Annotated in this window: 15 protein-coding genes; 9 read left to right on the forward strand and 6 right to left on the reverse strand. The window is 57.2% G+C overall.

Going from position 1 to position 24,802, the window contains the following annotated elements; genetic code table 11:
- Nucleotides 1–195: 195 nt before the first annotated feature.
- On the reverse strand, nt 196–528 hold the full coding sequence (locus R6V78_RS16980) for a hypothetical protein (protein ID WP_410290566.1): 333 nt from the start codon (nt 526–528) through the stop codon (nt 196–198).
- A 473-nt stretch (nt 529–1,001) separates the two neighbouring features.
- On the opposite strand from R6V78_RS16980, the gene R6V78_RS16985 reads away from it, so the two are divergent.
- Entirely contained in the window at nt 1,002–2,003 is a 1,002-nt protein-coding gene (locus tag R6V78_RS16985) for a glycosyltransferase family 4 protein (protein WP_410290603.1), read from the forward strand.
- Between the two features lie 103 nt (nt 2,004–2,106).
- Here R6V78_RS16985 and R6V78_RS16990 read toward each other — a convergent pair whose 3' ends face one another.
- From R6V78_RS16990 to R6V78_RS17000, 3 genes are all read right to left on the reverse strand, one after another.
- The gene (locus R6V78_RS16990; RefSeq protein ID WP_410290567.1) at nt 2,107–3,279 is read right to left on the reverse strand and encodes a 4Fe-4S binding protein; all 1,173 of its coding nucleotides are present in this window, start codon (nt 3,277–3,279) and stop codon (nt 2,107–2,109) included.
- A 192-nt stretch (nt 3,280–3,471) separates the two neighbouring features.
- Complete coding sequence (locus R6V78_RS16995) at nt 3,472–3,840, reverse strand: cupin domain-containing protein (protein WP_410290568.1); 369 nt, start codon at nt 3,838–3,840, stop codon at nt 3,472–3,474.
- 152 nt (nt 3,841–3,992) lie between these two features.
- Nucleotides 3,993–4,772 carry an NYN domain-containing protein gene (locus R6V78_RS17000; protein ID WP_410290569.1) on the reverse strand — a complete coding sequence of 260 codons (780 nt, stop codon included), beginning with the start codon at nt 4,770–4,772 and terminating at the stop codon, nt 3,993–3,995.
- 355 nt (nt 4,773–5,127) lie between these two features.
- On the opposite strand from R6V78_RS17000, the gene R6V78_RS17005 reads away from it, so the two are divergent.
- The 7 genes from R6V78_RS17005 (at nt 5,128) to murB (ending at nt 19,200) form a co-directional block, all read left to right on the forward strand.
- Nucleotides 5,128–6,534, forward strand: coding sequence for an MFS transporter (locus R6V78_RS17005; protein WP_410290570.1), 1,407 nt, complete (start codon nt 5,128–5,130; stop codon nt 6,532–6,534).
- A gap of 253 nt (nt 6,535–6,787) precedes the next feature.
- Nucleotides 6,788–11,104, forward strand: coding sequence for an amylo-alpha-1,6-glucosidase (locus R6V78_RS17010; RefSeq protein ID WP_410290571.1), 4,317 nt, complete (start codon nt 6,788–6,790; stop codon nt 11,102–11,104).
- A 167-nt stretch (nt 11,105–11,271) separates the two neighbouring features.
- Nucleotides 11,272–11,580 (forward strand): isoamylase early set domain-containing protein, encoded by a 309-nt coding sequence (locus R6V78_RS17015; RefSeq protein WP_410290572.1) that lies wholly within the window; start codon nt 11,272–11,274, stop codon nt 11,578–11,580.
- 138 nt (nt 11,581–11,718) lie between these two features.
- Complete coding sequence (glgP, locus tag R6V78_RS17020; protein WP_410290573.1) at nt 11,719–14,265, forward strand: alpha-glucan family phosphorylase; 2,547 nt, start codon at nt 11,719–11,721, stop codon at nt 14,263–14,265.
- 76 nt (nt 14,266–14,341) lie between these two features.
- Entirely contained in the window at nt 14,342–15,853 is a 1,512-nt protein-coding gene (locus R6V78_RS17025; RefSeq protein WP_410290574.1) for a glycogen synthase, read from the forward strand.
- 102 nt (nt 15,854–15,955) lie between these two features.
- Complete coding sequence (locus R6V78_RS17030; protein WP_410290575.1) at nt 15,956–17,992, forward strand: alpha amylase C-terminal domain-containing protein; 2,037 nt, start codon at nt 15,956–15,958, stop codon at nt 17,990–17,992.
- Between the two features lie 104 nt (nt 17,993–18,096).
- Complete coding sequence (gene murB, locus R6V78_RS17035; protein WP_410290576.1) at nt 18,097–19,200, forward strand: UDP-N-acetylmuramate dehydrogenase; 1,104 nt, start codon at nt 18,097–18,099, stop codon at nt 19,198–19,200.
- Here murB and R6V78_RS17040 read toward each other — a convergent pair.
- The gene (locus R6V78_RS17040) at nt 19,155–20,369 is read right to left on the reverse strand and encodes an MFS transporter (protein WP_410290577.1); all 1,215 of its coding nucleotides are present in this window, start codon (nt 20,367–20,369) and stop codon (nt 19,155–19,157) included. The genes murB and R6V78_RS17040 overlap by 46 nt on opposite strands.
- Nucleotides 20,370–20,511: 142 nt before the next feature.
- Here R6V78_RS17040 and R6V78_RS17045 point away from each other — a divergent pair, with 142 nt between their 5' ends.
- Nucleotides 20,512–22,635 (forward strand): phospho-sugar mutase, encoded by a 2,124-nt coding sequence (locus tag R6V78_RS17045; RefSeq protein ID WP_410290578.1) that lies wholly within the window; start codon nt 20,512–20,514, stop codon nt 22,633–22,635.
- A 96-nt stretch (nt 22,636–22,731) separates the two neighbouring features.
- On the opposite strand, the gene R6V78_RS17050 is transcribed toward R6V78_RS17045, so the two are convergent.
- Complete coding sequence (locus tag R6V78_RS17050) at nt 22,732–24,303, reverse strand: hypothetical protein (protein WP_410290579.1); 1,572 nt, start codon at nt 24,301–24,303, stop codon at nt 22,732–22,734.
- Between the last annotated feature and the right edge of the window lie 499 nt (nt 24,304–24,802).

Consider the following 24,802-nt stretch of genomic DNA (forward strand, 5'->3'; position numbering starts at 1 on the left):
GCGGGCAGACAGGCGGCGATGTATTCAGCCCTGTCGTGGTTGCGACAAGGGTCTGGCGTTCATTCCAAAAAATGAAATCACGGGAAATGAACGTCCATCAATTTGTATGCCCCGGTCTGTTGACTGATGGTAAGCACCAAGTTTCCCAATATCCCCGCCACAGTTCGATTCCAGTGGCGACCGAAGGCATTCGAATCAGAAATTGCAGATCATGCTGTCGTTAGGGACGAAGGTCCGGTAGTTCCTTGCCGATGTTTCGGTAAGATGCCCCGGCACGGCAATGCCCGAGTCATGCTCAGCATAGTTAACGAATGTCCTACCATCAATCCGGACCTTCATTCCGCGTTGTGGGTCTTTGAGGGGAACAATTGCGCAAGCGGTCTTGTACGTTTCGCTAAGTTCACCATATCCCATTTTGCGGGCCCTCTCGGCGAGGCTGATCTCCAGATAGTTCCGCGCTCCCCGCTGGATCCTGTCACCATATTCTAATTCAATATCCTGCAACAATTCGTTCAGTTGGTTGTCCATTTCAAACGCTCCTTGTTTAGTGTTATTCTACAATGCCACCATAGAAAGCCGGCCACCTTGAATTTTACCATGGTAAACATTATTGCAATGAGGGCTGTAAATAGGGTTTGTGATAGGCTATACCCACAAATTAACCGGTTCTCATCCTACAGGGAGGCACCAAAGGACCTATTTGGCATCTTCATGTGCCATTCCTAGATCCGTACCAGTTAAGCTTGAGGACATTTTAAACCCACATGGCGCAACTTAAAATACTGCATGTTATCGGACAGAGACCGGAAATGACCGGAAGTGGGATCTACTGTGAGGCGATTATCAGGGAAGCGCAAAAATACGGTTTCACAAATTACAGGGTCGCCGGTGTCCCTGTTGGCAGGATGCATGTCTTAACGGAGATTTCTCAAACCCGAGGCGCCTATGTTTTTTTTGAATCGGAGGCGCTCAACTTTGCGGTTACCGGTATGTCGGATGTAATGCCCTACAAAAGTTCTCTTTTCAAAGCACTGAAAGGCAAACGCCTGACTTCCTATAAGTCGGCATTCACCCAGGTGCTTCAAACTGCTGTCGCCGAATTCAATCCGGATGTCATTCACGCGAATCACCTTTTTTTACTTACGGCCCTGGTAAGGAAGCTTTTTCCGGACGTACCCACCGTGGCCACCTGCCATGGCACAGAACTGAGACAATACAATAACTGCCCGCATTTAAGACGTTTTGTAAAACGCTACTGCCACAGGCTGGACAAAATCATAGCGCTGACCACCGATCAGAAAACGGATATCAGCCGTTTGTATGGCATCCCCACGGAAAAAATTGTTGTTGTCGGCGGCGGATATGATGAAACCTTATTTACCCGCGCACCCAAACCTCCTGCGGGAACCGTGCATATCCTCTACGCCGGTAAATTTAATCGGAGCAAGGGCGTTCCCTGGCTGTTAAGGTCGCTGATGAAAATTAAGCAGCATGACTGGCACCTCCATATGGCGGGAGGCGGGAATGGATCCGAATATACCCAATGCATTGATCTTGCAAAAAAATTGGGCCCGAAGGTGACCAACCATGGCTACCTGGACCACCGGCGATTATCGGAGCTGATGAAAAAGGCCCATGTTCAGGTGCTGCCTTCTTTTTTTGAAGGCCTCCCCCTGGTTCTCTTTGAAGGTCTGGCATCCGGATGCCGAATTATCACCACCAATTTATCCGGTTTCAAAGAAATATTGGGTGAGGCAGACAGCGGCACGATCAATCTGATTCAATTGCCGGCCCTTGAAACCATTGACCGGCCTTATCAAAAGGATGCGGCCGCATTAGAAAATACATTATGCAAAACGATACTCGACATGATGGATGCTGTAAAAAAATCTCCGGATGTTGACGATCCCCAAGCCGAAATACTTGCATCCCATTATACCTGGCCACGTGTATTTGAACGCACATTATCAGTTTACAGTGATGCTTTGCATCAGGAAAGATGAAATGTGCCGGCCTCCAAAAACAGCCGTCTTGTGTGAAATGGGTTATGACTGGTTTCCGGTGGATGCGCTAATCAAAACCCCAGGTTTTACAAGTCAGCCATTCTCACACGGGTTGTTGCGCATTACGCAGCCGGGGCGGCAGAATGAAGACCTTGCGCAGCCCCTCTTGGAGTGATATCGCCGATTCCGGACAGAACCGGGCACAGACCCCGCAGCCGAGGCAGGCACTTTCATCCCGCTGAGCCAACCCGTTTTCGTTCAGGGAAATCGCATCGGTCGGACACCATTGCATGCAGACGCCGCATCCGGTGCAGGCGTCGCCATCGATCACGCAAAGGTGATAGGTGGAATTGATCATGGGAAGGGTTCCATTGCGCCAAATCCGCAGGGTATCGCAACAATCCTTGCAGCAGTTGCAGATGCTGGTCTCCGGGCTGGATTCCCGGGAGCCCGGGTGAAAGGCCTTGTGAATCAATCCAGCCTGTTGCGCGTCTTTTAAAATTTTCAGGGCTTCCTCACGGGTGACTGTTTTGGCAAATCCCTGGGCGCTGGTATGCCGTGCCGATTTACCGAAGGAAAAGCAGTTGAACACGGGCGCATTCGTTTGGCAGGGTTCTCCCAAAAGGCGCCTTCGCTGGCGGCAGAAACAGTGACCGACCGCGATGTCGTCAAATTTGTTGATGATCGCTTCGACCGTCTGGCTCGGGAGGATAACCTCTTCAGTGGATTCCACGGGCCTTTCTACCGGAATGATCCGGATTGCTTTGCCATCGGCAGTCTGGCCGGCTGGCACGGTTCGATCGATGGCCGGTGCTGCCGAGAACAGGGGCATCAGCGCATCGTAATTGCCCTGGGTTTGATCCCGCAGCTCTGCCAGCAGCTTTTCGAACAGACCGGCGAGTTCCTTTTCCGTCTCGCTGCCGGTCAACTCACCCATGAATTTGTATTCCATCAATCCGACCATCATCAGCGGCAGGAGCCTATAAACCATGACCCCGCTGGAACTGGGTTGATTGAAGACCAGCCCCTTCTTGGCCAGACTGGCGGCCAGCTGCGCAATTCGTTCCGCTGAGAATCCACTCGAGGCGGCCAGCTGGTCCATGGTCTGGGAAGGCGTTTCACTGAAAGCATCGATCAGGTCCAGTTCCTCCTCAGCCTCCCCCACGACACGCTGGATAATGGTTACAGCCGTCTCGGAGACCGGGAAGTGAATCAGCCCCTGCCTGCAGATGACGCCGGCCGCGCGTTCGAATTTTTCTGCCAATAGCTTCGACATGAATTTTCTCCCCTGTTGATATTTCCACGGTCAGAATCACTTTTCCTTCTCAACCGGACTTTTGAACCGCGATAGCGTGCGCAGGCCCCGCTGCTTGCGGCGGGGTTAGCGAGCGAACGGGGAATCTTCAATCAAATAGATCATAGATTCCCCACGGCGGGTCAAAACGAATTATTCCAGATGTCACCGATATCAGGAGGCATCATCCCGATAAACGGCATCCTCCGAGAAAGCAGGCCGGCAGACGGCAATGTATACAGCGCCTTCCGGTTCCGGGGTGCTGTAACGCACCCATTGGCCGGCATGGGCGATGACCGCTTCGCCGGCCCGGATTTCAAGGGCACCGTCTCTGGTTTCCACGCGCAGCATCCCGCCGAGCACCACGGTGTATTCTTCGAAATCCGGACACTGGCCGGGCTCCTGCCACCCGGCGGGTGAGACCATACGGGCGACACTGACCGCTTCGGTCCCGGAATTGACCCGACCGATATACTCTTCGATGCGTTTGGGTCGGTTCCCGGCCGCCTCGATGATACTCGGTCGGCTGATTTTAGTGGCCATGGCAATTCCTTTCAGGCGCCTGCGGTCGGATGTCGGAAAACCGAGGACGGAATTTCCGATGCCACCCCGACCACTTCTACAAAGGTATCACGCTTAAAAAACCAGGTTGATCCTGCTTCCACGCTTGACATGGATTCGCTTTGAGCGGTCGACTATTCTATCAAACACACCATATGGTCGTGCTGGCCCCGTTCGATCTGGAACTGATCGGCATGCTTTTTGAGCAGGTCGGCGAAGCTGCGGCAGCCATAACTGGATTCGTCGAAGGTCGGGTCCAGGCGTTTGACCACCGGTCGGATGGCGGCCTTGAGCACCCATTTGTCACCGTTTCTCAAGGAGATCTGTTTGATGGCCTTGGTGATCAGCTCGGCGGCGTCCTTGACGGTGGCGGTTTCGGCTTCCTCTTCTTCGTCCTGGGGCTCGAGGGCGAAGGTTTCGTAGTATTTGAAGTCCGAGCAGCTGTTGGCCCAATGGCGGTTGGTGGCATTTTTACATCCTACACCGATGAGATCCTTGCCCGCAGCCTTGAGCTTCTGGGCCAGGGGAATGAAATCGCTGTCTCCGCCAACCACGATGATCGACGAAATGTGGGGAAAACGCAGGATATCCTCCACGGCATCCAGGGAAAGTTTGATGTCTGCGCCGTTTTTTGCCTGAGCTCCGGGAGGAAAGAGCTGAATCAGTTCCACGGCGCACTTGAGCAGGCTCTGACGGTATTTGGTAAACCAGTGCCAGTTGCAGTAGGCCTTGTTGATGGCTACACTGCCGTAGGTGGTTGCAAAATCATACACGCCCTGTACATCCACCAGAACGGCCTGCTGACGATTCCGGTTGGCTGGTTTCGGGTAGCTGCCGCTGCCGTTGACGGCATCGAAGATACTGGCGTGAAGGTTTTCGAAATCCCAATAGATCGCTACCGCATCTTTGGCCATATGCGCCTCGTCTGGTGATGGTGAGTAGGGGCTGCTGCTACCAACGTGGTTGGTGTCCATCCATAAACGGCATCTTTCGATCCAGGCCGGCGTTCTTTTGCCCTTGAAATCCTCCCTGACGGGCCGGTGCGCCCGAAATGGCGCTGCGGCTTTGAACTGAATCAGAATCCACCGTTGATGAACGGGCAGCAGCTCGGGTTAAGCCTTGGCCTGAAACCCTGCTGGACGTTAATGAAATTCCCCGGATTTGTCAATTTTCGCGTTGATGCTGCCGGATAATTCCCTGCCGGCCTTTATCCAAAAAAATCCCGTATTATATTAACGCCTGTGTTCGTTGGCTGCGGCCAACAGATTTATGGCATGCAATACTACCGCACCGGGAGTCAGGCCGCTGAAAACCGAGACGCCAGATACCGCCGCTCCGTCACCGTTCGCAGTCAACAATGTGCGCATGTTCATTGCCTTTCGGGTGTTTTTCAACTGCCGGTTTTACTACCCTGTCTTCACGATTCTGTTCCTGGATTTCGGGCTCAGCGTGGCCCAGTTTTCCATTTTGAATGCGGTTTGGGCCGCCACCATCGTCATGGCCGAGGTGCCATCCGGTGCCCTGGCGGACATCGTCGGCCGGCGCCGGCTGCTGGTGTTTGCCGCCTTCTCGATGCTGGTGGAAATGGCGATCCTGTGCCTGGCCCCACGGGGCAACACCCCGTTGCTGTTCAGTTTTTTTCTGATCAACCGGGTGCTCAGCGGCCTCGCTGAAGCTGCTGCCAGCGGCGCCGACGAGGCCATCGCCTACGACGCCCTCCAGGCCCAGGGCCTCGCGGATCAGTGGGGGCGGGTGCTGGATGTTCAGATGCGCCTGCGATCAATCATGTTTATCCTCACCATGACGGTGGGGGCCGCCGTGTACGACCCGGATCTGATGACCGGGGTCATGGCGGCCTTCGGATCGGATTATCGCTTTACCCAGGCCCAGACCCTGCGGTTTCCCCTTTACCTGACCTTTGTGCTGGCCCTGCTGACCCTGGCCACCGTTTTGCGGCTGGACGAAATCCGCCCCAACGCCAAGGGTGACGGCTCCGGTGAACAGCAGTTCGGCGGGCCGGCCATGCATGCGTTCAAACTTACCCTGGATGCCGGCGGGTGGATTCTCAAAACCCCATTCGTCCTGGCCGTCATCATGTTTGGAATGATTTTCGACGGTATTCTGCGTATGGTCATCACCCTGGCCAGTCAATATTACCGCCTGGTGCAGCTGCCCGAATCGCTGTATGGGATTTTGGGGTCGGTAATGGCGTTGGCGGGGCTTTTTATTCCCCGGCTGGCGCTGCAAATTGCCGAAAACCGGTCTCCTGCATTCTGCCTGTGGTCCACGGCGGCTACCGCCCTCGTCGGCCTGTCCGGCATGGTGTTTTTCTGGCCCTACCTGGGGTTGATCCCGGCCCTCGTGGCCTTTTCCGCGCTTTACATGGTGGGATTTTACGTCAGCTATTTTGTCAATCAACGGGCTTCGTCTGCCCGTCGGGCCACGGTGCTCAGTTTCAAAGGGCTGGCCTACAACCTTTCCTACGGATGCATCGGGGTTGTCTATGCAGGTCTTCTTGAGGTTAAGAAAACGGGAATCGATGCGGCCGACAGCCACGTCCAGGCGTTGGAAAACGTCGTTTTCAGGGAGACTTTTTTCTGGTTCCCGCTGTTGCTTGCTGCCGGTCTGGTCGTGATGACGGCCGGCATTCTTCTATTTAAGGCCAGACGTCGATGATTGGCGGCGAGTCCGAAAGTCCGTGTTGACAAGGGAAAAGCATTTATATTATTCTGTTTTCTAGAACTGCCGCCCTATTTTCTCATTGGACCGCATTGATTCAAGGCGCACGCCATTCTGTTTGTGCCGACCATTGACCCCGCCGGAGGTTGATTTGCCCGGCGCTGCTAAAGACATGCCGGAAATACTACACCGACGGCTGCACAAGGGTTGCGGCTGTTCACAACGATTATTGAAAAGACAGGGTTGATTTATGGTTCAGTCCGATGCCATCGAACAGACGCCGATGCCCGGTGCCCGGCAGCTTCATTTTACAGGAGATACGATCACTTTCCACCTGAAGGTACCCGAATCCTGGGAAGGCCAGGCTTGGTTGCGCACCAGCCTGGGGCAGGGCCGCTCGGTGCGCCGGGAGATCATCCGCCAGGTGGACCGCCAGGAAAACCCGCTGGGACGCAGCTGGTATGATATTCCCATGACCGTCGTCGCCAGGGGACACTTCAGTCTCACCGTTGCCCTCACCGAAGTGGGCCATTTCGAGGCCAAAGGTTACTTTCTGGACCGGAACCGCACCGACCCGCTCTGGCCGCCGGGAGCCAATACCGCCATTAACGTTGCACCGGCGGACACCTGCTGTGCCAACATCATTTACAATGCCTTCGTGCGCCAGTTTGGGCCCAACAAAAGCGGGGTTTTGGACAATTTGGACCCGACCGTAAAATGTCTGGACGATGTCGGTTACACGGTCATACCGCCGTCGGGGACATTCCGTGACCTGATCGGCGAACTGGACTTTATCATCGGCCACCTGGGATGCCGTATCATTCAACTGCTGCCCATCCATCCCACGCCCACCATTTATGCCCGCATGGGGCGGTTCGGCAGTCCCTATGCGGCTCTGAGCTTCACCGCCGTAGACCCGGCGCTGGCCGAATTCGACCCCAAGGCCACTCCGCTGGAGCAGTTCGTCGAGCTGGTTGATGCCGTCCACGCCCGCGGGGCGAGGCTGTTTATCGACATCGCCATCAACCATACCGGCTGGGCGGCCAGTCTTCACGAGACCCATCCCCAATGGCTCTCCCGGGAACCGGACGGACAGATCGAGAATCCCGGTGCCTGGGGAGTGGTCTGGGCGGACCTCACGCGCCTGGATTACAGTCACCAGGATCTGTGGCAGTATATGGCCGATGTCTTTCTCACCTGGTGCCGTCGGGGGGTTGACGGCTTCCGCTGCGACGCGGGGTACATGATTCCGACGGCGGCCTGGCGCTATATGATCGGTAAGGTCCGGGATCAGTTTCCCAACGTTATTTTTCTGCTGGAAGGACTTGGGGGCAAGGTTTCCGTGACCCGGGACCTGCTCAACTGGGCTGATTTCAACTGGGCCTACAGCGAGTTGTTTCAAAACTATGACCGCGATCAGATCGAACATTACCTGCCCGCCGCCATGGATATTTCTCAATCCGACGGCATCGCCATCCACTTTGCCGAAACCCATGACAACCTTCGCCTGGCCGCCACCTCCCCGACTTATGCCCGGTTGCGCACCGCCCTTTGCGCGCTGCTTGCCCACCAGGGAGGCTTTGGATTCGCCAACGGAGTGGAGTGGCTGGCCACTGAGAAAATCAACGTCCACGGCTCCCCTTCGCTGAACTGGGGCGCGCCGGAGAATTTGGTGGATCACATCCGGCGGCTCAACGCCCTGCTCACTGTCCACCCGGCCTTCTTTCACCCGGTGCGGGTGGAGATGATCCAGGAGGGACCAGGCAACACCATTGTTGCCGCCCGCAGATACGAAGGGGATGGCAACGGGCTGCTGGTGGTGATCAACCTGGATGCAGGATCGGCCGCTCAAGCAACCTGGTCGAGGGGACGGTCTCCGGTGCGCGGGGATGCGCCCATTGATCTGCTTAGCGGGCATCCGGTCTCTGTCGGCGAAGACACGCAAACCGCTCGTGTGGGGCTGAATCCGGGGCAGGTACTCTGCCTGACGGACGATCCGCAAGACCTGGTTTGGGCCGTGCATACCGCCAATGGATTTCCGCGCACGCCGGAGCGCATCCTCAGACAGCGGTTGCGGGCCAAGGTGCTTGATGTGTGGCGATTTTACCGGGGGGCAGGGGACCTTGGAAACTGGGACCCGGATCAGGGTGCGGTGCAGCTGCAGACCTCACCCCTGGACTTTTGCCGAACCATGAATCCCGACGGCGCCGCCCCGCGAACCGTCGTCTGGCAGGCCCCCGGCGACCTGCGCCGGGAGGTGATGGTGCCGCCGGGTCATTTTCTGCTGGTTCAAAGGGAGCATCCGTTCCGGGCATCCCTATTCGAAAATGGAACGGTGATGGCCGTCGAAGAGAGCCTGAACGATTCCGGGGGCAGGGCCTTTGCCCTGTTCTCTCCGCTGCCGGTGGCCGGTCGGCACAAACCGCGAACATTGAAGCTTGCCTGCTATGATCCAGCCGGTTGTGTCCACCATGAGGCGCCCCTGCTTTATCTGGCGAATTCGGGGCGGATGCGTGTGAGAAAAATTTTCACCCGGCCCCGAATTCGGCTTTCCAGCATCCATATGCTGGGGACCAACGGCCGCGGCGCCATGGCCCGGGTCCATGCCCACTGGGGCCAGCTGCCCAGCCGTTACGATGCCTTGCTGGCGGCCAACCTGAGTCCGGATGTGCCCGAGGACCGCCGTATCCTGTTAACCCGGCTGCGGGGGTGGGTCGTTTTCCAGGGATTTTCCCAGGAGATCGGCCCGGACTGCCTGGATGCCTTCGGTTTCGATTTCGATTCATGGGGCGGGTGGCAGTATCACATCCCCTCGGGCCAGGGACAGCATGTGTTGTTGAGCGTCGGCATTCGGATGCTGCCGGGCAAAAACGCCATTCAAATGGTGTTTTACAGGCACCCGGCTCAGGGCCGCAAGGATCGCCTGGCTGACGATCGACCGGTGACCCTGATCTTGCGTCCGGATATCGAGGACCGCAACTTCCATCAGGCCACCAAAGCGTTTACCGGTTCAGAGCATCACTTCCCGTCTGTCGTCACCCGGCGGGAAAAGGGGTTTGTCTTCCAGCCCAACCCCGGTCATGCGTTGGAGATGCAAGCCGAAGGAGCCGATTTTTTTATCGAAACCCAATGGCAGTATATGGTTCATCGGCCTCAGGAAGCCCAACGGGGGCAGGACCCGGATTCGGATCTGTTCAGCCCCGGTTATTTTTCCGGATCGCTGGCCGGGGGGGAAAGTGAGATCCTCAACGCCCGGGTGCCGGACCAAGGCGATCCGGCTGCAGGACCGGATGAGGATATACGCAATCGGATCCGTCGCTTTTTTAAGGCGTCGCCCCAATGGGAACCGCCTGTGCCCGCTCTAAAAAAAGCGCTCAACCAGTACATCGCCAGGCGAGACCAGTATTACACGGTCATCGCCGGTTATCCCTGGTTTCTCGACTGGGGACGGGACACCCTTATCGTGGTCCGCGGGATCATCGCCGCGGGGGAACATGAGCAAGCCCGGACCATAATTCAGCAGTTTGCCGTTTTTGCCAAAGACGGTACGATTCCCAACATGATCCGCGGAACCGACACCGGCAACCGCGACACCTCCGACGCGCCCCTGTGGCTTTTTCGGGTGTGCGACGAACTGGGATCGGTCATGGGCCACGAGACGCTGTTGAAGACCGATTGCGGGGGGCGGACGCTCAAGCAGGTTCTGGTCGCCATTGCCCGCGCCATGATGGCCGGCACCCCCAACGGAATTGTGATGGATGCCGCGACGGGACTGCTCTTCAGCCCATCGCACTTCACCTGGATGGACACCAACTATCCGGCCGCCACCCCGCGCCAGGGATACCCCATCGAGATCCAGGCCCTGTGGCAGGCCGCACTGGATTATCTGGGCCGCGTGGATGCGCCGAAACATCGCAGGCCGTGGAAGGATCTGGCCGGGCAGGTGCGACAATCGGTACTGGGCCTTTTTTTCAGTGAAGAACGGGGGTACCTGAGCGATTGCCTGCACGCCGCTCCCGGCGTCCCAGCCAGCGCCGCGGTGGCTGATAATGCGCTGCGGCCCAACCAGCTTTTTGCCCTGACCTTGGGAACGGTGACGGATAAAATGACGGCTGAAAAAATCCTCTTCGCCTGCCAGGAGCTGATCGTTCCCGGGGCCATCCGCAGCCTGGCGGACCGTCCCATTGAACCGGAGCTGCCGGTCTACCATAACGGGATGCTGGTCAACGATCCCAAAGCCCCCTATATGGGGCAATACAGCGGAGATGAAGACACGCGCCGCAAACCGGCCTACCATAACGGTACGGCCTGGACCTGGGTCTTCCCCAGCTTCTGCGAGGCCTGGGCCGACTGCTTCGGCCCGGGTGAACACGAGACGGCCCTGGCCTGGCTGGCCAGCAGCAGCCGGCTGATTAATGACGGGTGCGCCGGCCATGTACCGGAGATTGTCGATGGCGATGCGCCGCACCGATTTCGCGGTTGCGACGCCCAGGCGTGGGGGGTCAGTGAACTGCTGCGGGTGTGGATCAAGATTGCGGGGGAAAAAAAATCTGGGGTCGGTAATTGACGGCGTCCCTTCCGCGAATGGCATCTTTTGGCCCAGACCGGTGTTCTCGCTCATCATGTTCAAATCCGGGTGTGATGGGAATAGGCATAGGCCAGCGGTTTTCGTGTCGACCGGACCTATTTGGTAACCAATAGAAAATACAAATAAAAACAATCAGGAGGTGGCTCGTGAGTTTTAAAAAACAGTATCTAAAAAGCAAAGAGCGGTGTAAAGTGACCTTCCGGCTTCCCAAAGATGCGGCGCCGGGAGCCAAAAGCGTTCATATCGTGGGCGAATTCAACAACTGGAGTGCGGTAGAGACGCCCATGAAGCCATTGAAGAGCGGTGATTTCACCGTTATCGTGGAACTGGCGCCGGGCCGGGAGTACCAATTCCGCTATCTCATCGACCAGACGACCTGGGAGAACGATTGGGAAGCGGACCGATACGTGAAAAGTGATTTCGGCGACTGTGAAAATTCAGTCGTGGCTGTGTGATGATCAATGGATGCGTCTTTCCGCAGGCACTGCACCGGCTGAACGAAAACCGTACAATCGAACAGGAACTGAACTGGTGTTCCGCCGGTAACGGCGAGATGGCCACGTGGGCCATCGAATTCATTGAGGAGCGATATCATGAGGTTAATTCAAACATTCCAGGTCTTTCCGGATATCCCGGAATCCCTCTCTTTTCTTGAGACGCTGTCGCGCAATCTGTGGTGGAGCTGGAATCAAAATGCCGTTGAGCTGTTCCGGCGCATTAACCCGAGGCTGTGGGAGGCTTCGGGCAGAAATCCCATTGTATTCGCCACCCGGATCCCCCAGGAGCGGTTTGAGGAGCTGGCCCATGATGACAGCTACCTGGCTCACCTTGAGAAAGTGCGTGAGCGCTATCAGAATCGGGTCCTGAATCAGTCCAACGGCGACAGCCCATGGGATCAGGGTGAGTCCGTGGCCTATTTTTCCATGGAATTCGGGATCCATGAAACCCTGCCCCTGTTTGCCGGGGGGCTGGGCATCCTGGCCGGAGATCACCTCAAGGCTGCCTCGGGGCTGAAAATGCCCCTGGTGGGGGTGGGGCTGCTTTACCGGGAAGGATACTTCCGCCAGCTCCTGGACAAGGACGGATGGCAACAGGAAACCTATCCTGAAACCGATCTTTACCACCTGCCCTTGTCCAAACAGAAAGACAAGCACGGCAAGGACCTGGTTATCAGGGTGGCGGGCATTGGCGGAGAAATGCTTGCCCAGGTCTGGAAGATCCGCATCGGCCGGGTCCCTTTGATTCTGCTGGACACCAATCTGCCGGATAATTCCAGGGAGATTCGTGACGTCACCGCACGGCTTTACTCCGGTGAGCAGTACACCCGTTTGGCTCAGGAGGTGCTGCTGGGAATCGGGGGCATGCGCGCGCTGGATGCCCTGGGCATCCAGCCCACCGTCTGCCACATGAACGAAGGGCACTGTGCCTTCGTGGGCATAGAGCGGCTCCGGCAGATCATGGAACGCTACGCCATCCGCCTGGATATGGCCCGGGAAATCGTGCCGCGCACCACGGTGTTCACCACCCACACCCCGGTGGCTGCCGGACACGATGAATTCCCACCCGCCATGGTCAAACCTTACCTGAAGCCTTTCGAGGCGCCTTTCGGCATGGATGCCGATCAACTCATAGCCCTGGGGCAGCCGGATGGGGCGGCAGCAGAGTCTCCCTTTTCCATGTTCATCCTGGGACTGCGCACCGCCCAGCATATCAACGGGGTGAGCAAGCTCCACGGCCAGGTGGCCCGTCACATGTGGTCCCACATCTGGCCTACCCGCTCTGAAGATGAGACGCCCATTACCCATATTACCAACGGGGTTCACATTCCCACCGTTCTGGCACCGGAAATCAAGCTGCTGTTCGATCGGCATCTGGGGCCCCAATGGAACATGGGCTCCACCATTCCGGAAAATGCCAGCCGCATCGACGATATATTCGACGAAGAGCTGTGGCAGGCCCACGAGATGTGCCGGTCGCGGCTGATTCGAACCGTCAGGGAACTGATGTACCGGCAGTACGGGCGCCGCAACTCTCCGCTGACCGTCATGAAGGCCGTGGAGTCGGTGCTGGACCAGGACACGCTGACCATCGCCTTTGCCCGGCGCTTTGCCACATACAAGCGCGCCCACCTGCTTTTCCAGGACCCCGAGCGGCTGGAGGCGATCATCAACGCCAAGGATCGTCCCGTCCAGTTTGTCTTTTCCGGCAAGGCCCACCCCAAAGACAACGAGGGCAAGGGGATCATCCGCAGCCTGGTGGATTTCGGCAAACGCACCAACCTGCGTCACCGATTTGTCTTTCTCGAGGATTATGACCTGCATATCGCACGTCATCTGGTGCAGGGTGCCGACGTATGGCTCAATACCCCTCGACGGCCCATGGAGGCCTGCGGCACCTCGGGCATGAAGGCGGCCCTCAACGGGGTGCTCAACGTGAGTATCCTGGATGGCTGGTGGTGTGAGGGGTACAGTCCGGAGCGGGGTTGGCGCATCGGCAACGGGGAGGAATATCAGGATCACAACTATCAGGATGCCGTGGAAAGCCAGGCCCTGTACAACATTATTGAAAACGAAGTCGCACCGCTCTATTACGACCGCACCGCCGGCGGCACGCCCAGGGCGTGGCTGAAGATGATGAAAGCCTCCATGCAGATGGCCATGTCCCAGTTCTGCAGCCTGCGCATGATATCGGAATACGAAGAGCGTTTCTACCTGGCAGCCAGCCGCCAATTTGAAGAGCTGGTGGCCGATGGGGGCGTCCAGGCACGCCGGCTCAGCGACCAGCATCGCCGGTTTCTGGACAAATGGAAGCAGATTAAAGTGGCCCAGCCTGTTCGCAGCGCGCAGGGACCCTTCCGGGTAAACCAGTCCTTTGAAGTGAGTACGGAGGTTCAGACCGGTGAGCTTCTCCCGGAGGAGTTGAACGTGGAGCTGTATTACGGTAAAATGCGCCATCTGGACCGCATCGATGCGCCGCTGGTGAAGAAGATGAAGGTCAAGGAGGAGCGCGCGGCGGGCGAATATCTCTACAGCTGCGAACTGCCCTGCACCGATTCCGGCCGCTACGGGTTTACGGTAAGGGTTACCGCCAATGCCGATGCGTGGATCCGTTTCCGGCCGGAGCTGTTGACCTGGGCCTGAGGGTCTGTCCTGAAAAATGCGTCATTTGCTCATACCGAAACCCCGACGCCATATACGATTGAGAAAGGAGGTACCGATGCCCTCGGCAAAGCGCAACCCCCGGGTGCTTATCGTAACTCCGGAAGTGACCTATCTGCCTCAGCGAATGGGCAATTTTTCCCGATACCTTACGGCCAAGGCCGGCGGCCTGGCCGATGTGTCTGCTGCTCTGATCAGTGCGTTGTTTAACGAGGGGGCCGACGTCCACGTGGCTCTGCCGGATTACCGGTCCATCTTCCATGGGCGCCTGGCACCGTTTCTCGAACGGGAACAGTGGACGATCCGCAATGTCATGCCCGACGACCGGGTGCACCTGGCCGAGGACAGGGCTTTTTTCTACCTGAACCGCGTCTATTCGGACTACGGCGGTGAAAACACCAAACTCTCTCTGGCCTTTCAGCGCGAAGTGATCAACAACATCGTACCCCGGGTACGCCCGGATCTGATCCATTGCAACGACTGGATGACGGGGCTTATCCCGGCCATGGCCCGGCAGATGGGGATTCCCTGTCTGTTCACCATCCACAATATTCATACGGTCAAAGCCACCCTGGCCCATATTGAAGATCGCGGCATCGATGCGGCCTATTTTTGGCAGCATCTTTTTTATGAGAAATTCTCGTCCAGCTACGAGGAGGCCTGGGAAACCAATCCGGTGGATTTTCTCGCCAGCGGGGTTTTTGCCGCCCACTTTGTCAACACGGTCAGCCCACGGTTTCTGGAAGAGATCGTCGAGGGCCGCCACGCCTTCGTGGAATGGCGGTTGCGACAGGAACTGACCAATAAGTTTTATGCCGATTGCGGAGCGGGAATTCTCAATGCTCCGGATCCGGCCTTCAACCCGCAGACAGACAAGGATATTCACATCAACTACACTGCCGGTGATCATTCGGCCGGCAAACTGGAGAACAAACGCTACCTGCAAGAGACGCTGGGGTTGATCCGTGACGACCATGCCCCTGTGTTCTTCTGGCCGTCGCGGCTGGACCCGATCCAGAAAGGCTGCCAGCTGCTGGCCGAAGCCTTTTACGGCATCATTTCCAATTACTGGAATATGAATCTGCAGGTGGTGTTCGTGGCCAACGGGGATTACCAGCAGACCTTTCGGGACATCGTCAACCACCACGGATTTCAGCGGCGGGTGGCTGTGTGTGATTTCAACGAAAGTCTGGAGCACCTGGCCTATGCGGCGGCCGACTTCATTCTGATGCCCTCCCTGTTCGAACCCTGCGGTCTGCCCCAGATGATTGCCCCCATCTACGGGGCGCTTCCGGTGGCCCATGACACCGGCGGCATCCACGACACCATCATTCACCTCGATGTGAAACGGGGCATCGGCAACGGTTTCCTGTTTAAAAACTACGATGCCGGGGGCCTCTACTGGGCCGTGACCCAGGCCATGGAATTTTTCAAGATGCCGAAAGCGCTGAAACGCAGGCAGATTGAACGAATTATGCAGCAGAGCGCGGCATCGTTCAACCATGCCAACACGGCCAGGCAGTATATCAATCTATACGAGAAGATGTTGGAAAGACCACTTATCAATTAATGTGCAAGGCCGTCGGCCTTTCAGGTTGAAGGTGTTCAGGAATAAAGGTAGGGTCATGCGCCTCTTCAGCCTGTCTTTCAAACCCCTGAAAAGCTTAACTCCATGATTGCTATCCACACGCTTGTCGATCGTCTGATCAATGCCGACCCTTACCTTGAAGGCCATCGCGCAGACCTGGTCCGTCGGCTTGGACACATTCAGGGCATGCGCGAGCGGATTACCCAAGGCCGCATGGACCTGATGGACCTGGCGTCGGGTCATGAGTACTTCGGTCTTCACAAGACCACGGACGGATGGGTGTTCAGGGAATGGGCACCCAACGCCACAGCAGTCTATCTTGTAGGGGATTTTTCCGGATGGAACGAAGACCGGTCATTTGCCCTGACCCGGTTGAGCAATGAAGGCGATTGGGAAATCCACCTATCCCCTGATGTGTTGCACCATGGAGATTTTTTTCGCCTGCGGATTCACTGGGACGGCGGAAGGGGAGACCGTATCCCTGCCTACGCCCGCCGGGTGGTGCAGGACCCTGATACGATGATCTTCAATGCCCAGGTTTGGGCGCCCGACTCGCCTTACCATTGGCGGCATGACGATTTCAAGCGGCCCGACCGACCGCCGCTGATTTACGAGGTGCATGTCGGCATGGCCCAGGAAGACGAGAAGGTTGGCACCTGGCGGGAGTTTACGGCCAACATCCTGCCGCGGATTGTTGCCGCCGGTTACAATACGATTCAACTGATGGCCGTGCAGGAACATCCTTATTACGGCTCTTTCGGCTATCATGTCTCCAGCTTTTTCGCCCCGTCTTCGCGCTTCGGTCCGCCGGAAGATCTCATGGACCTGATCGACTCGGCCCACGCCCAGAACATTGCCGTGATCATGGATCTGGTGCATTCCCACTCGGTCTCCAACACCGTTGAAGGCCTGGGGCTTTTCGACGGTACGGAATACCAGTATTTCCACAAGGGCCGGCGGGGTCACCACTACGCCTGGGACAGCCGCTGCTTTGACTACGGCAAACCCCAGGTGATCCATTTTCTGCTTTCCAATTGCCGCTACTGGCTGGATGCCTTTCACGTGGACGGGTACCGATTTGACGGCATCACCAGCATGCTCTATACCCACCATGGACTGGAACGGGCCTTTTCCGGATACGACGATTATTTCAACGACACGGTGGATGAAGATGCCCTGGCCTACCTGGCCCTGGCCAATGAGTTGATTCACCGCATCCGTCCCGATGCCATGACCGTAGCCGAGGACATCAGCGGCATGCCGGGATTGGCGCTGCCCGTGGCCGGGGGGGGGGTGGGTTTCGACTTCCGCTTTGCCATGGGCGTTCCCGATTACTGGATCCGGATGGTCAAGGACACGCCCGACGAAGACTGGTCCATGGGGCACTTGTGGCACGAGTTGACCAATCGACGACGGGAGGAGCAGACCATCAGCTATACGGAATCCCATGATCAGGCGCTGGTGGGAGACAAGACCTTGATGTTCCGCATGGCTGACGCCGCCATGTACGACCACATGTTGGCCGATGACCCGCATCTGGGTGTGGACCGGGCCATGGCCCTGCACAAGATGATCCGGCTGGTCACCCTGGCCACGGCTGGCAGCGGCTACCTGAATTTCATGGGTAACGAGTTCGGCCATCCCGACTGGATCGACTTTCCCCGGGAGGGCAACCATTGGAGCTTCCGGTATGCCCGGCGGCAGTGGCATCTGGCGGATGATCCCAACCTCAAATACCGGCTGCTTGCCCGGTTCGACCGGCAGATGATCGCCTTGTTCGACGGTTTCAACCTGCTTGCCGGAGGGGACCCTTCCCTGTTATGGGACCATCACCATGACAAGATCCTCGCCTTCGCCCGCGCCGGATGGATTTACGTTTTCAACTTCCATCCGACCCAATCCTTTCCCGGTTACGGCATTCCGGCACCGGGCGGATCCTATCGGCTGATGCTGGATACGGATGCCACAGACTTTGGCGGCCACGGCCGCATCGCGCCGGGCCAGGTCCACCACACGCTGGTGGAGGCAAACAATCCATGGGGCAGGCGGCTGTCTCTATACCTGCCTGCCCGCACCGGATCAGTATTGCAACCGTTGGCCGCATTGAACAGGGAATCGTGAGGCAGGATGAGCCAATATCGTCGGTTGATTTCAGAAGCCGGCCGGCTGCTTTTCCCCGACCCGGGTTGTTTTTGAGATCCTGAACGCGTGCATCTGCAATCACTATGGAACTGAAAACCGATTTTCCGCTGAAGGCCTTTAACACGTTCCACGTCGAAGCGGCTGCCGAATGCTATGTTCGCTTCGATGCGGAGAACGAGATCGCTGAATTCCTCAGTCGGAACCCCTTTGGCGAACAACGTCACCTTGTTCTCGGCGGCGGCAGCAACCTGCTGTTCGTAAATGACATCGCCGGCATCGTTCTGCATCCGCTGTTGAAGGGGATCCGTGTGGCTGAAGCGGACCGACGGCACATTTGGATCAGAGCCATGGCCGGCGAGAACTGGGATGACCTGGTGGCGTTTGCCGTTGCCAGCCGCTGCGGTGGCATTGAAAACCTTTCTCTCATCCCCGGCAGCGTCGGCGCCAGTGCGGTACAGAACATCGGCGCTTACGGGGTTGAGGTCAAGGACGTCATCGACAGCGTCGAAGCCATTTCGATGGAGAGTCGGGAAAAAGTGATCTTTTCGCCTTTGGATTGCGGCTTCGGCTACCGTTCCAGCCATTTCAAGGGCCTCTGGGCCAATCGGTTCATCATCACGGCGGTGGTTTTCAGACTCAGCCGGCAGCCCGAGTTCGTCCTCGACTATCCCGGTGTCAAAGCGGCTGTGGAAGCGCTGGGAGCCATCGGCCTGGAGACCATTCGCCAGGCCATCATTTCCATCCGGCAAAACAAACTGCCGGACCCCGCCCGCGTCGGCAATGCGGGCAGTTTTTTCAAAAACCCGGTAATTGACGGCAACACCCTCAACAGCCTGCGCAGGCGATTTCCTGATCTGCCTTATTTCCCCCAGGGGGAAGATCAATTCAAGCTGCCCGCAGGCTGGTTGATCGAGCGCGGCGGCTGGAAGGGTAAACGTGCGGGCAGGGCGGCCGTCCATGACCGGCAGGCGCTGGTGCTGGTGAATCTTGGCGGTGCCACGGGACGGGAAATTCTTGAATTGTCCGAACAGGTCAAAGGGGATGTTTATGACCGGTTCGGCATAGAGCTGGAGCGTGAGGTTCTGGTTGTTCCTCAACCGGGATGCGCAAGCTGCCGCCGGGAGAAATACGAACACGCATGTCAACCCTCCGGAATGGGGGGGCGTGTCGATGGCCCTTTGGCCTGATTCAGGCTTTCAGATCCGATGCAGGCGCTGAACAGGATGGTTCCCAGCGCCATGAACGCGGCGCCGAGGAGAAAGGCCTGCCGGAGCGCAAACAGGTCCATGATGACTCCGGCCAGCACCGATCCCATGAGCATGCCTAAACTGTGAGCCGCGGTGAGCAGCGCCATGGTCGAGCCCATGGCGCCCATTCGACCGCCCTGGGTCACCGCCGCCGCGGTCAGGGCGGGCATGGCGATGCCTCCACCGATACCAAAACCCACCGAGCACCAGAACAGATCCCGAAAACCCTGCGCGTACACAAAAGCGTAGACGGCAACCGTTACGATGAAGCCGCCCAGAACAATCATGAATTTCCGGTTGATCCGGTCCGCCAACCATCCCATGGGTACTTGAATGATACCACTTACTAAAACGCCCAGCATCACCAGGATGCCGGTCCCGGAAGCTGAAACGGAAAATTCGGTATCCGCAAAAACGGGGAGAAATCCCCAGATGATGCCGATACAGGCCGTATAGGCCAACCGATAAATGCACAGCCCCGTAATCACACGATCGGCCAGGATGATTTTCCAGCCTACGGCCGGGCGTTTTTTTTGCACCACTGATTCTTCGGCAGTGGGGGGCAGGTAGGCCAGGCTGAGAAGAAAACCGACCAGGGACAGGAAACCCATAGAGAAAAAGGCTCCCTGGAGGCTGAACCGGTCCTTGATCACCCCGCCGATAAGCGGACCGGCGCTCAGCCCGATGAACATGGACATGTTGAACAGCCCCATGACCCAGCCCTCCCGGCCCAAAGGGGTGATGTCGCCCACATATGCCTGAACGACGGGCATGATCATGGCAGAGGCGATTCCCTGGATGAACCGGATGCCGATTAGGGTGGGTACGCCGGTTGAAAAGACGAAGGCTATGGAAATGATTGCATATCCCAAAAGACCGGCGACAATGAAGGGTTTTCTGCCTTGTCTGTCCGATCGGTAGCCGAAAAATGGCAAAAAGAAGGTCCGGGACAATGAGAATGCACCGAAGATCATGCCGATGTAAATACCGCTGGCGCCCAGGTCGTGGGCGTAGACCGGCAGCAAGGGCACCACGATGCCCACGCCGGTGACAGCCGCAAAAATGGAGAAGAAAAGGGTGCCGAAAATTTTACGATCGCTGGCGTTCACTAGCGTTGAAAGACCCTTTAAATACGTTGTCAATACGGGAAAAAAATGAAATAATTGCCGTTGCCAAGGATGAAGAGCACCCTTGCATCGCCTAGAAATCCTATGATCGATTCAACCACTCCGACAATTTGAGGATAACGGTATGCACAATTATCAGACCTTGCTTGAAAAAGCAAAAAATGGATTCGATACCCTTGACCTGCCCGAAAATTTTAAAACCGATGCACGCGTCCATCTTGAGAGGTGGCTCACGGACAGCATGTTTGCCGACTACGTACCCCAGATCGATCATCTCATCGGTTGCGGGCGATGGGAATTTCTACTGGATTCTTTCTATCAGGTGATCCCCTTCGGCACCGGTGGCCGACGGGGGTTGGTTGGCGTGGGCCCCAACCGCATCAACCCCTGGACCATCCAGGCCTCGGCCCAGGGCCACAGCCAATACCTGATCAAGGCCCACGGCGACTCGGCCAGGCAGCGGGGGGTGGTGCTGGCCTACGATGTGCGTCAATTCACCGATACGGGGATGTACGATTCCCAGCGGCCTAATCCGGTGAAGGACCTGACGTGCCGGCAGCTGGCCGAAGCGGCGGCCCAGGTGTATACGGCCAACGGCCTAAAGGTCCATCTGTTCGATAGCACCCGCAGCACCCCGGAGCTCTCGTTCGCCATCCGCCATCTCGGCGCCATCTCCGGGTGCATGTTTTCCGCCAGTCATAATCTCCCCACGGACAATGGCAAAAAAGTGTACGATCAGTACGGCGGCCAGCTTATTCCGCCCCATGACCAGGACCTGGTTGACGAGGTGACCAACAATGTTGCCGCCATAACGACCATGGATCTTGATGCCGCCGGCCAAAAAGGACTTTTGGCCATGATCGGCAAGGCGGTGGACGACGCCTACCAGGAGGCGGTGGCCGCGCTTATGCTCAGTGATGCCAGAGGCGTGAAAATTCTATACAGCCCGCTGCACGGCACCGGTCTGACCTCCGTCTACCCAATTCTCAAAGGGATGGGCTTCGACATCCACCTGGACCCGGCCACCGCCAACCTGAGCGGTGCTTTCGAGAACGTCACCTTCAACATCCCCAACCCGGAGGTGATTCAGTCCTTCGACGCCGCCCTGCCCAACGCAGACGCCATCGGCGCCGACGTGATCATGAGCACCGACCCGGACGCCGACCGCATCGGCATCATGGTGCGGCACAATGGCGAGTGGAAATTTCTGAATGGCAACGAGATCGGCATCGTCCTGTCCGAGTATGCTATCGGCCAGTACCGCAAAAAGGGACGGTTGACCAAGCATAACGTGATCATCAAGACTGAGGTCACCTCCTCGCTCATCGACACCATCGCCGTCGAAAACGGCATTGAGTGCATCGGCGACCTGCTGGTGGGATTCAAATACATCGGAGATCGCATGAACCGGCTGGAGGCGGAGGGCCGGCAGGCGGATTTCATCCTGGGCACCGAGGAGAGCCACGGTTTTCTCATGGGCAACTATGCCCGTGACAAGGATGCCGCCGGCGCCGCCGTCTGGCTGGCGGAACTCACTTCGCAGCTCAAGTCCGAGGGCCGCACCCTGGTGGGCTACCTCAACGCTGTCTACGCCAAGTACGGGTACTGTCACAACTACCTCACCGAAATCCGGCTGCTGGGAGCCAAGGGCATTGGCCGGATCAAAACGATCATGGACCATTTACGGCAAAATCAGGTCCCGTCGGTGGGTGCGTTCACCGTAGCCGAAAAGATCGACCGCTGGAAAGGAGATCCCCAGCCGCATCTGTCCCGCACCGACACCTCATCACGCAACGTGCTGATCCTCAAACTGGACAACCTGCCTGCAACCCGCAGCATCCGCATTACGGTGCGGCCGTCGGGCACCGAACCCAAATTCAAGATCTACATTGAAGTTCTCGGCCGGCCCTTCGACCCGTCGGCCATTGATGGGGCCAAGCAGCAGATTGTCCAGATCCAGGAACAGCTGGAACGTGCGTTCATGGCCTATTGCTACGGTATCCTGGGCGTGGATTTTCCCGAACGGGGATTTCTGCTCTTCTGGCAGCTGCCGCTGGATGACAAGCTGAAATATTTTGAGGTCGAGGAGCACATTGCCGCACTGCAGGACGTTGCCGACGCCGGCAAGCGCAAAGTGCAGCTGGACAACCTGCTCAAGTTTCTGGGCGCCAACCCCACGCAGAAGGTGGACCGGGCCTTTTCCACCCGCTACGGCAAAGGGATACTGGCGTACCTGGATCTTGAATAGCCGGGGCGCCAGGCAGGCCCGGCAATATCGCCATGTCAGACGTCACAGGTTCTAATTTCGTGTCATTGGGTCCGGGTTGGTTTTTTGGCGATCTTGTCAGATGCGGTCGGATTGCATGGCGATGATGCGCGTGACCGAAAGCGACCGGATTCCCCTTCCCAGGGGAGGTGTGTCGGGCGCATGCGGAAGATCCGATACCTGCGCGAAGATATTGGGGATCAGCCGGTCCTCGCGATAGATGCCGAAGGTGATGCGTTTCATCTGCTGCGCAGTGAGATGGCTGAATGCCGATTTGGTGATCCAAATGGCCCCCCCATGGGCGATGGCGGAAAGATGAAAGGCCTGGTCCGCTGCGCCGCCGGGGAGCATGAAGGCCATGCTGGCGGTTAGGTCTTCCTGTTGAAGGTGGTCCCTGCCGCTGCTGATGCCGATGTTCAGACGAAGATCGGCAAACCAGCCGCCTTCAGACTTCAGCGATTTTTCAATCTCACGCATTTTTTCTTTGAGTTCAACGGCACAGCAGATGGCATCATAGGCCGGATCTGTACCCGCGTGTCGGGGAATGATATACTGCACTTCGGTTCCACTGCGCTTGGCGCGATGCCCACCGTAGGATGCCAGCACACGGTCACTTTCATCCCAAATCCGTGTCATGAGCTGAAAATAGGTCTCCGGCAGCAGGGTGTCGACGATGCTGCGGGAATCATCCAGTCGGGCCGAGATTACACTGAAAGGTGTTTTTCCGGAGGCGGCCTGGGCATCCGCCCGGGGGGTGCCGTCGGGTTGGGTGGCCGTGCTGCCGGCATGGGCATTCTGCCCGCGCTCCTTGCTCAGAAAAAAGAGGGTCCCTTCCGCCAGGGCGATGCCGTAAATGCGCATGTTCTGCGTCCGGCCGTCGTCATCGTCAAGGTTTATGGCACAGCTGTCGATCGGACCTGCAGGATCCCCACCGGCGTCGGATTCGTTTGCCTGGTCCGGTTCTGCCTGACTCATTGAGATTGTTGGCGCCAGCCGGTTGAACGTCTCTTCTGCGGTGACTTGCCTTAAGAAACGATAGGTAAAAGAGAACAGCGGCTGCCAATTGAAAACCAGTTCTCTCAAAGAGGCCCGCAGCATAATGTCGAAAACGGTTCCGGATGGATCATTGGCTCTCTCATCGCTGATTGCCTGGGACAGGCGATCACTCAGGTCCACCTTGATCCAGTCGATGCGAAGGTCATGATTGACAAAAAATGTGGAGGCCGGGATGGTGTCGGCGGACAGGTGGTAATGTGGGGATGTGGATTCCTCCGGCTCCTTGTCGGCTGCCGGCGCTTCGGGATACAGTTCGGTCAATGACGGGTTGCGGGGCAACTGGGAAGCATCGCCAGCTTCGCGCAGCTCCATGGCAATGGTTTCCACGGAATGGCCTTCATCGCGGAGCAGCTTCAGCATAGCTACGTGGCCCAGCGCCGAACGCGAAAAATAACTCTTTTTTCGGGAGCCGTCACGGCCGACTGGTGAAACCCGCATCATTGATTTGGGCAATACCCCCAGTTGAATGAACCGAACCAGATCATTTTTGGAAATGCCGGTTTGCTGAAGGACCTCTTCTCCGGACAACCAGGTATCCCCACCGTGATCCAGCGTCTCCTTATCGGCATACGATGGGTGAATGGTCTGGGTCATTTTCATATTGTCCGGACTGGCCTCTGCATTTCAGTTTCAGTTTTATTCCAATACCAAAGCAAGCACCCGTCTATCGTTAATTGGCAAATACTGTCTATACAATAATTATGCCGAACTTATCTGGACTGTTGTTTTTTTATCGATGGGTGATCTTTTCAGTGGATTACCCAAAGTCCAAGGACGCCGCCGGCAAATAATGGCCGAATCCCTTTGGACGGCAGCATGCTTGACGCTGACCGCTGTGGGCAGGTGTGATGATAAAGCCCAAGATCAGCAGCGAATCGTTCCCTTGAATTAAAAGCCCGATGGGTCGGGAATCTCCGGGAAAGGGGAACTGTTGCATTTTTTTCCTATCGGTTGCCCGCTATTATGAAAAAAATTCCTGTTTTTTCTTGGGCCTCTGGTGAGTCGGGCCAATACCCCGTCAGACAGGTGGATTCCAGGGGTCATCATGCGCTTCAAACCGGGTTATATGCTTCTCGCACCACAGCGTCGGGTC

Origin of the sequence: Desulfosarcina sp. (genome assembly GCF_046496365.1) — a bacterium.
In the GTDB taxonomy this organism is placed as follows: domain Bacteria; phylum Desulfobacterota; class Desulfobacteria; order Desulfobacterales; family Desulfosarcinaceae; genus Desulfosarcina.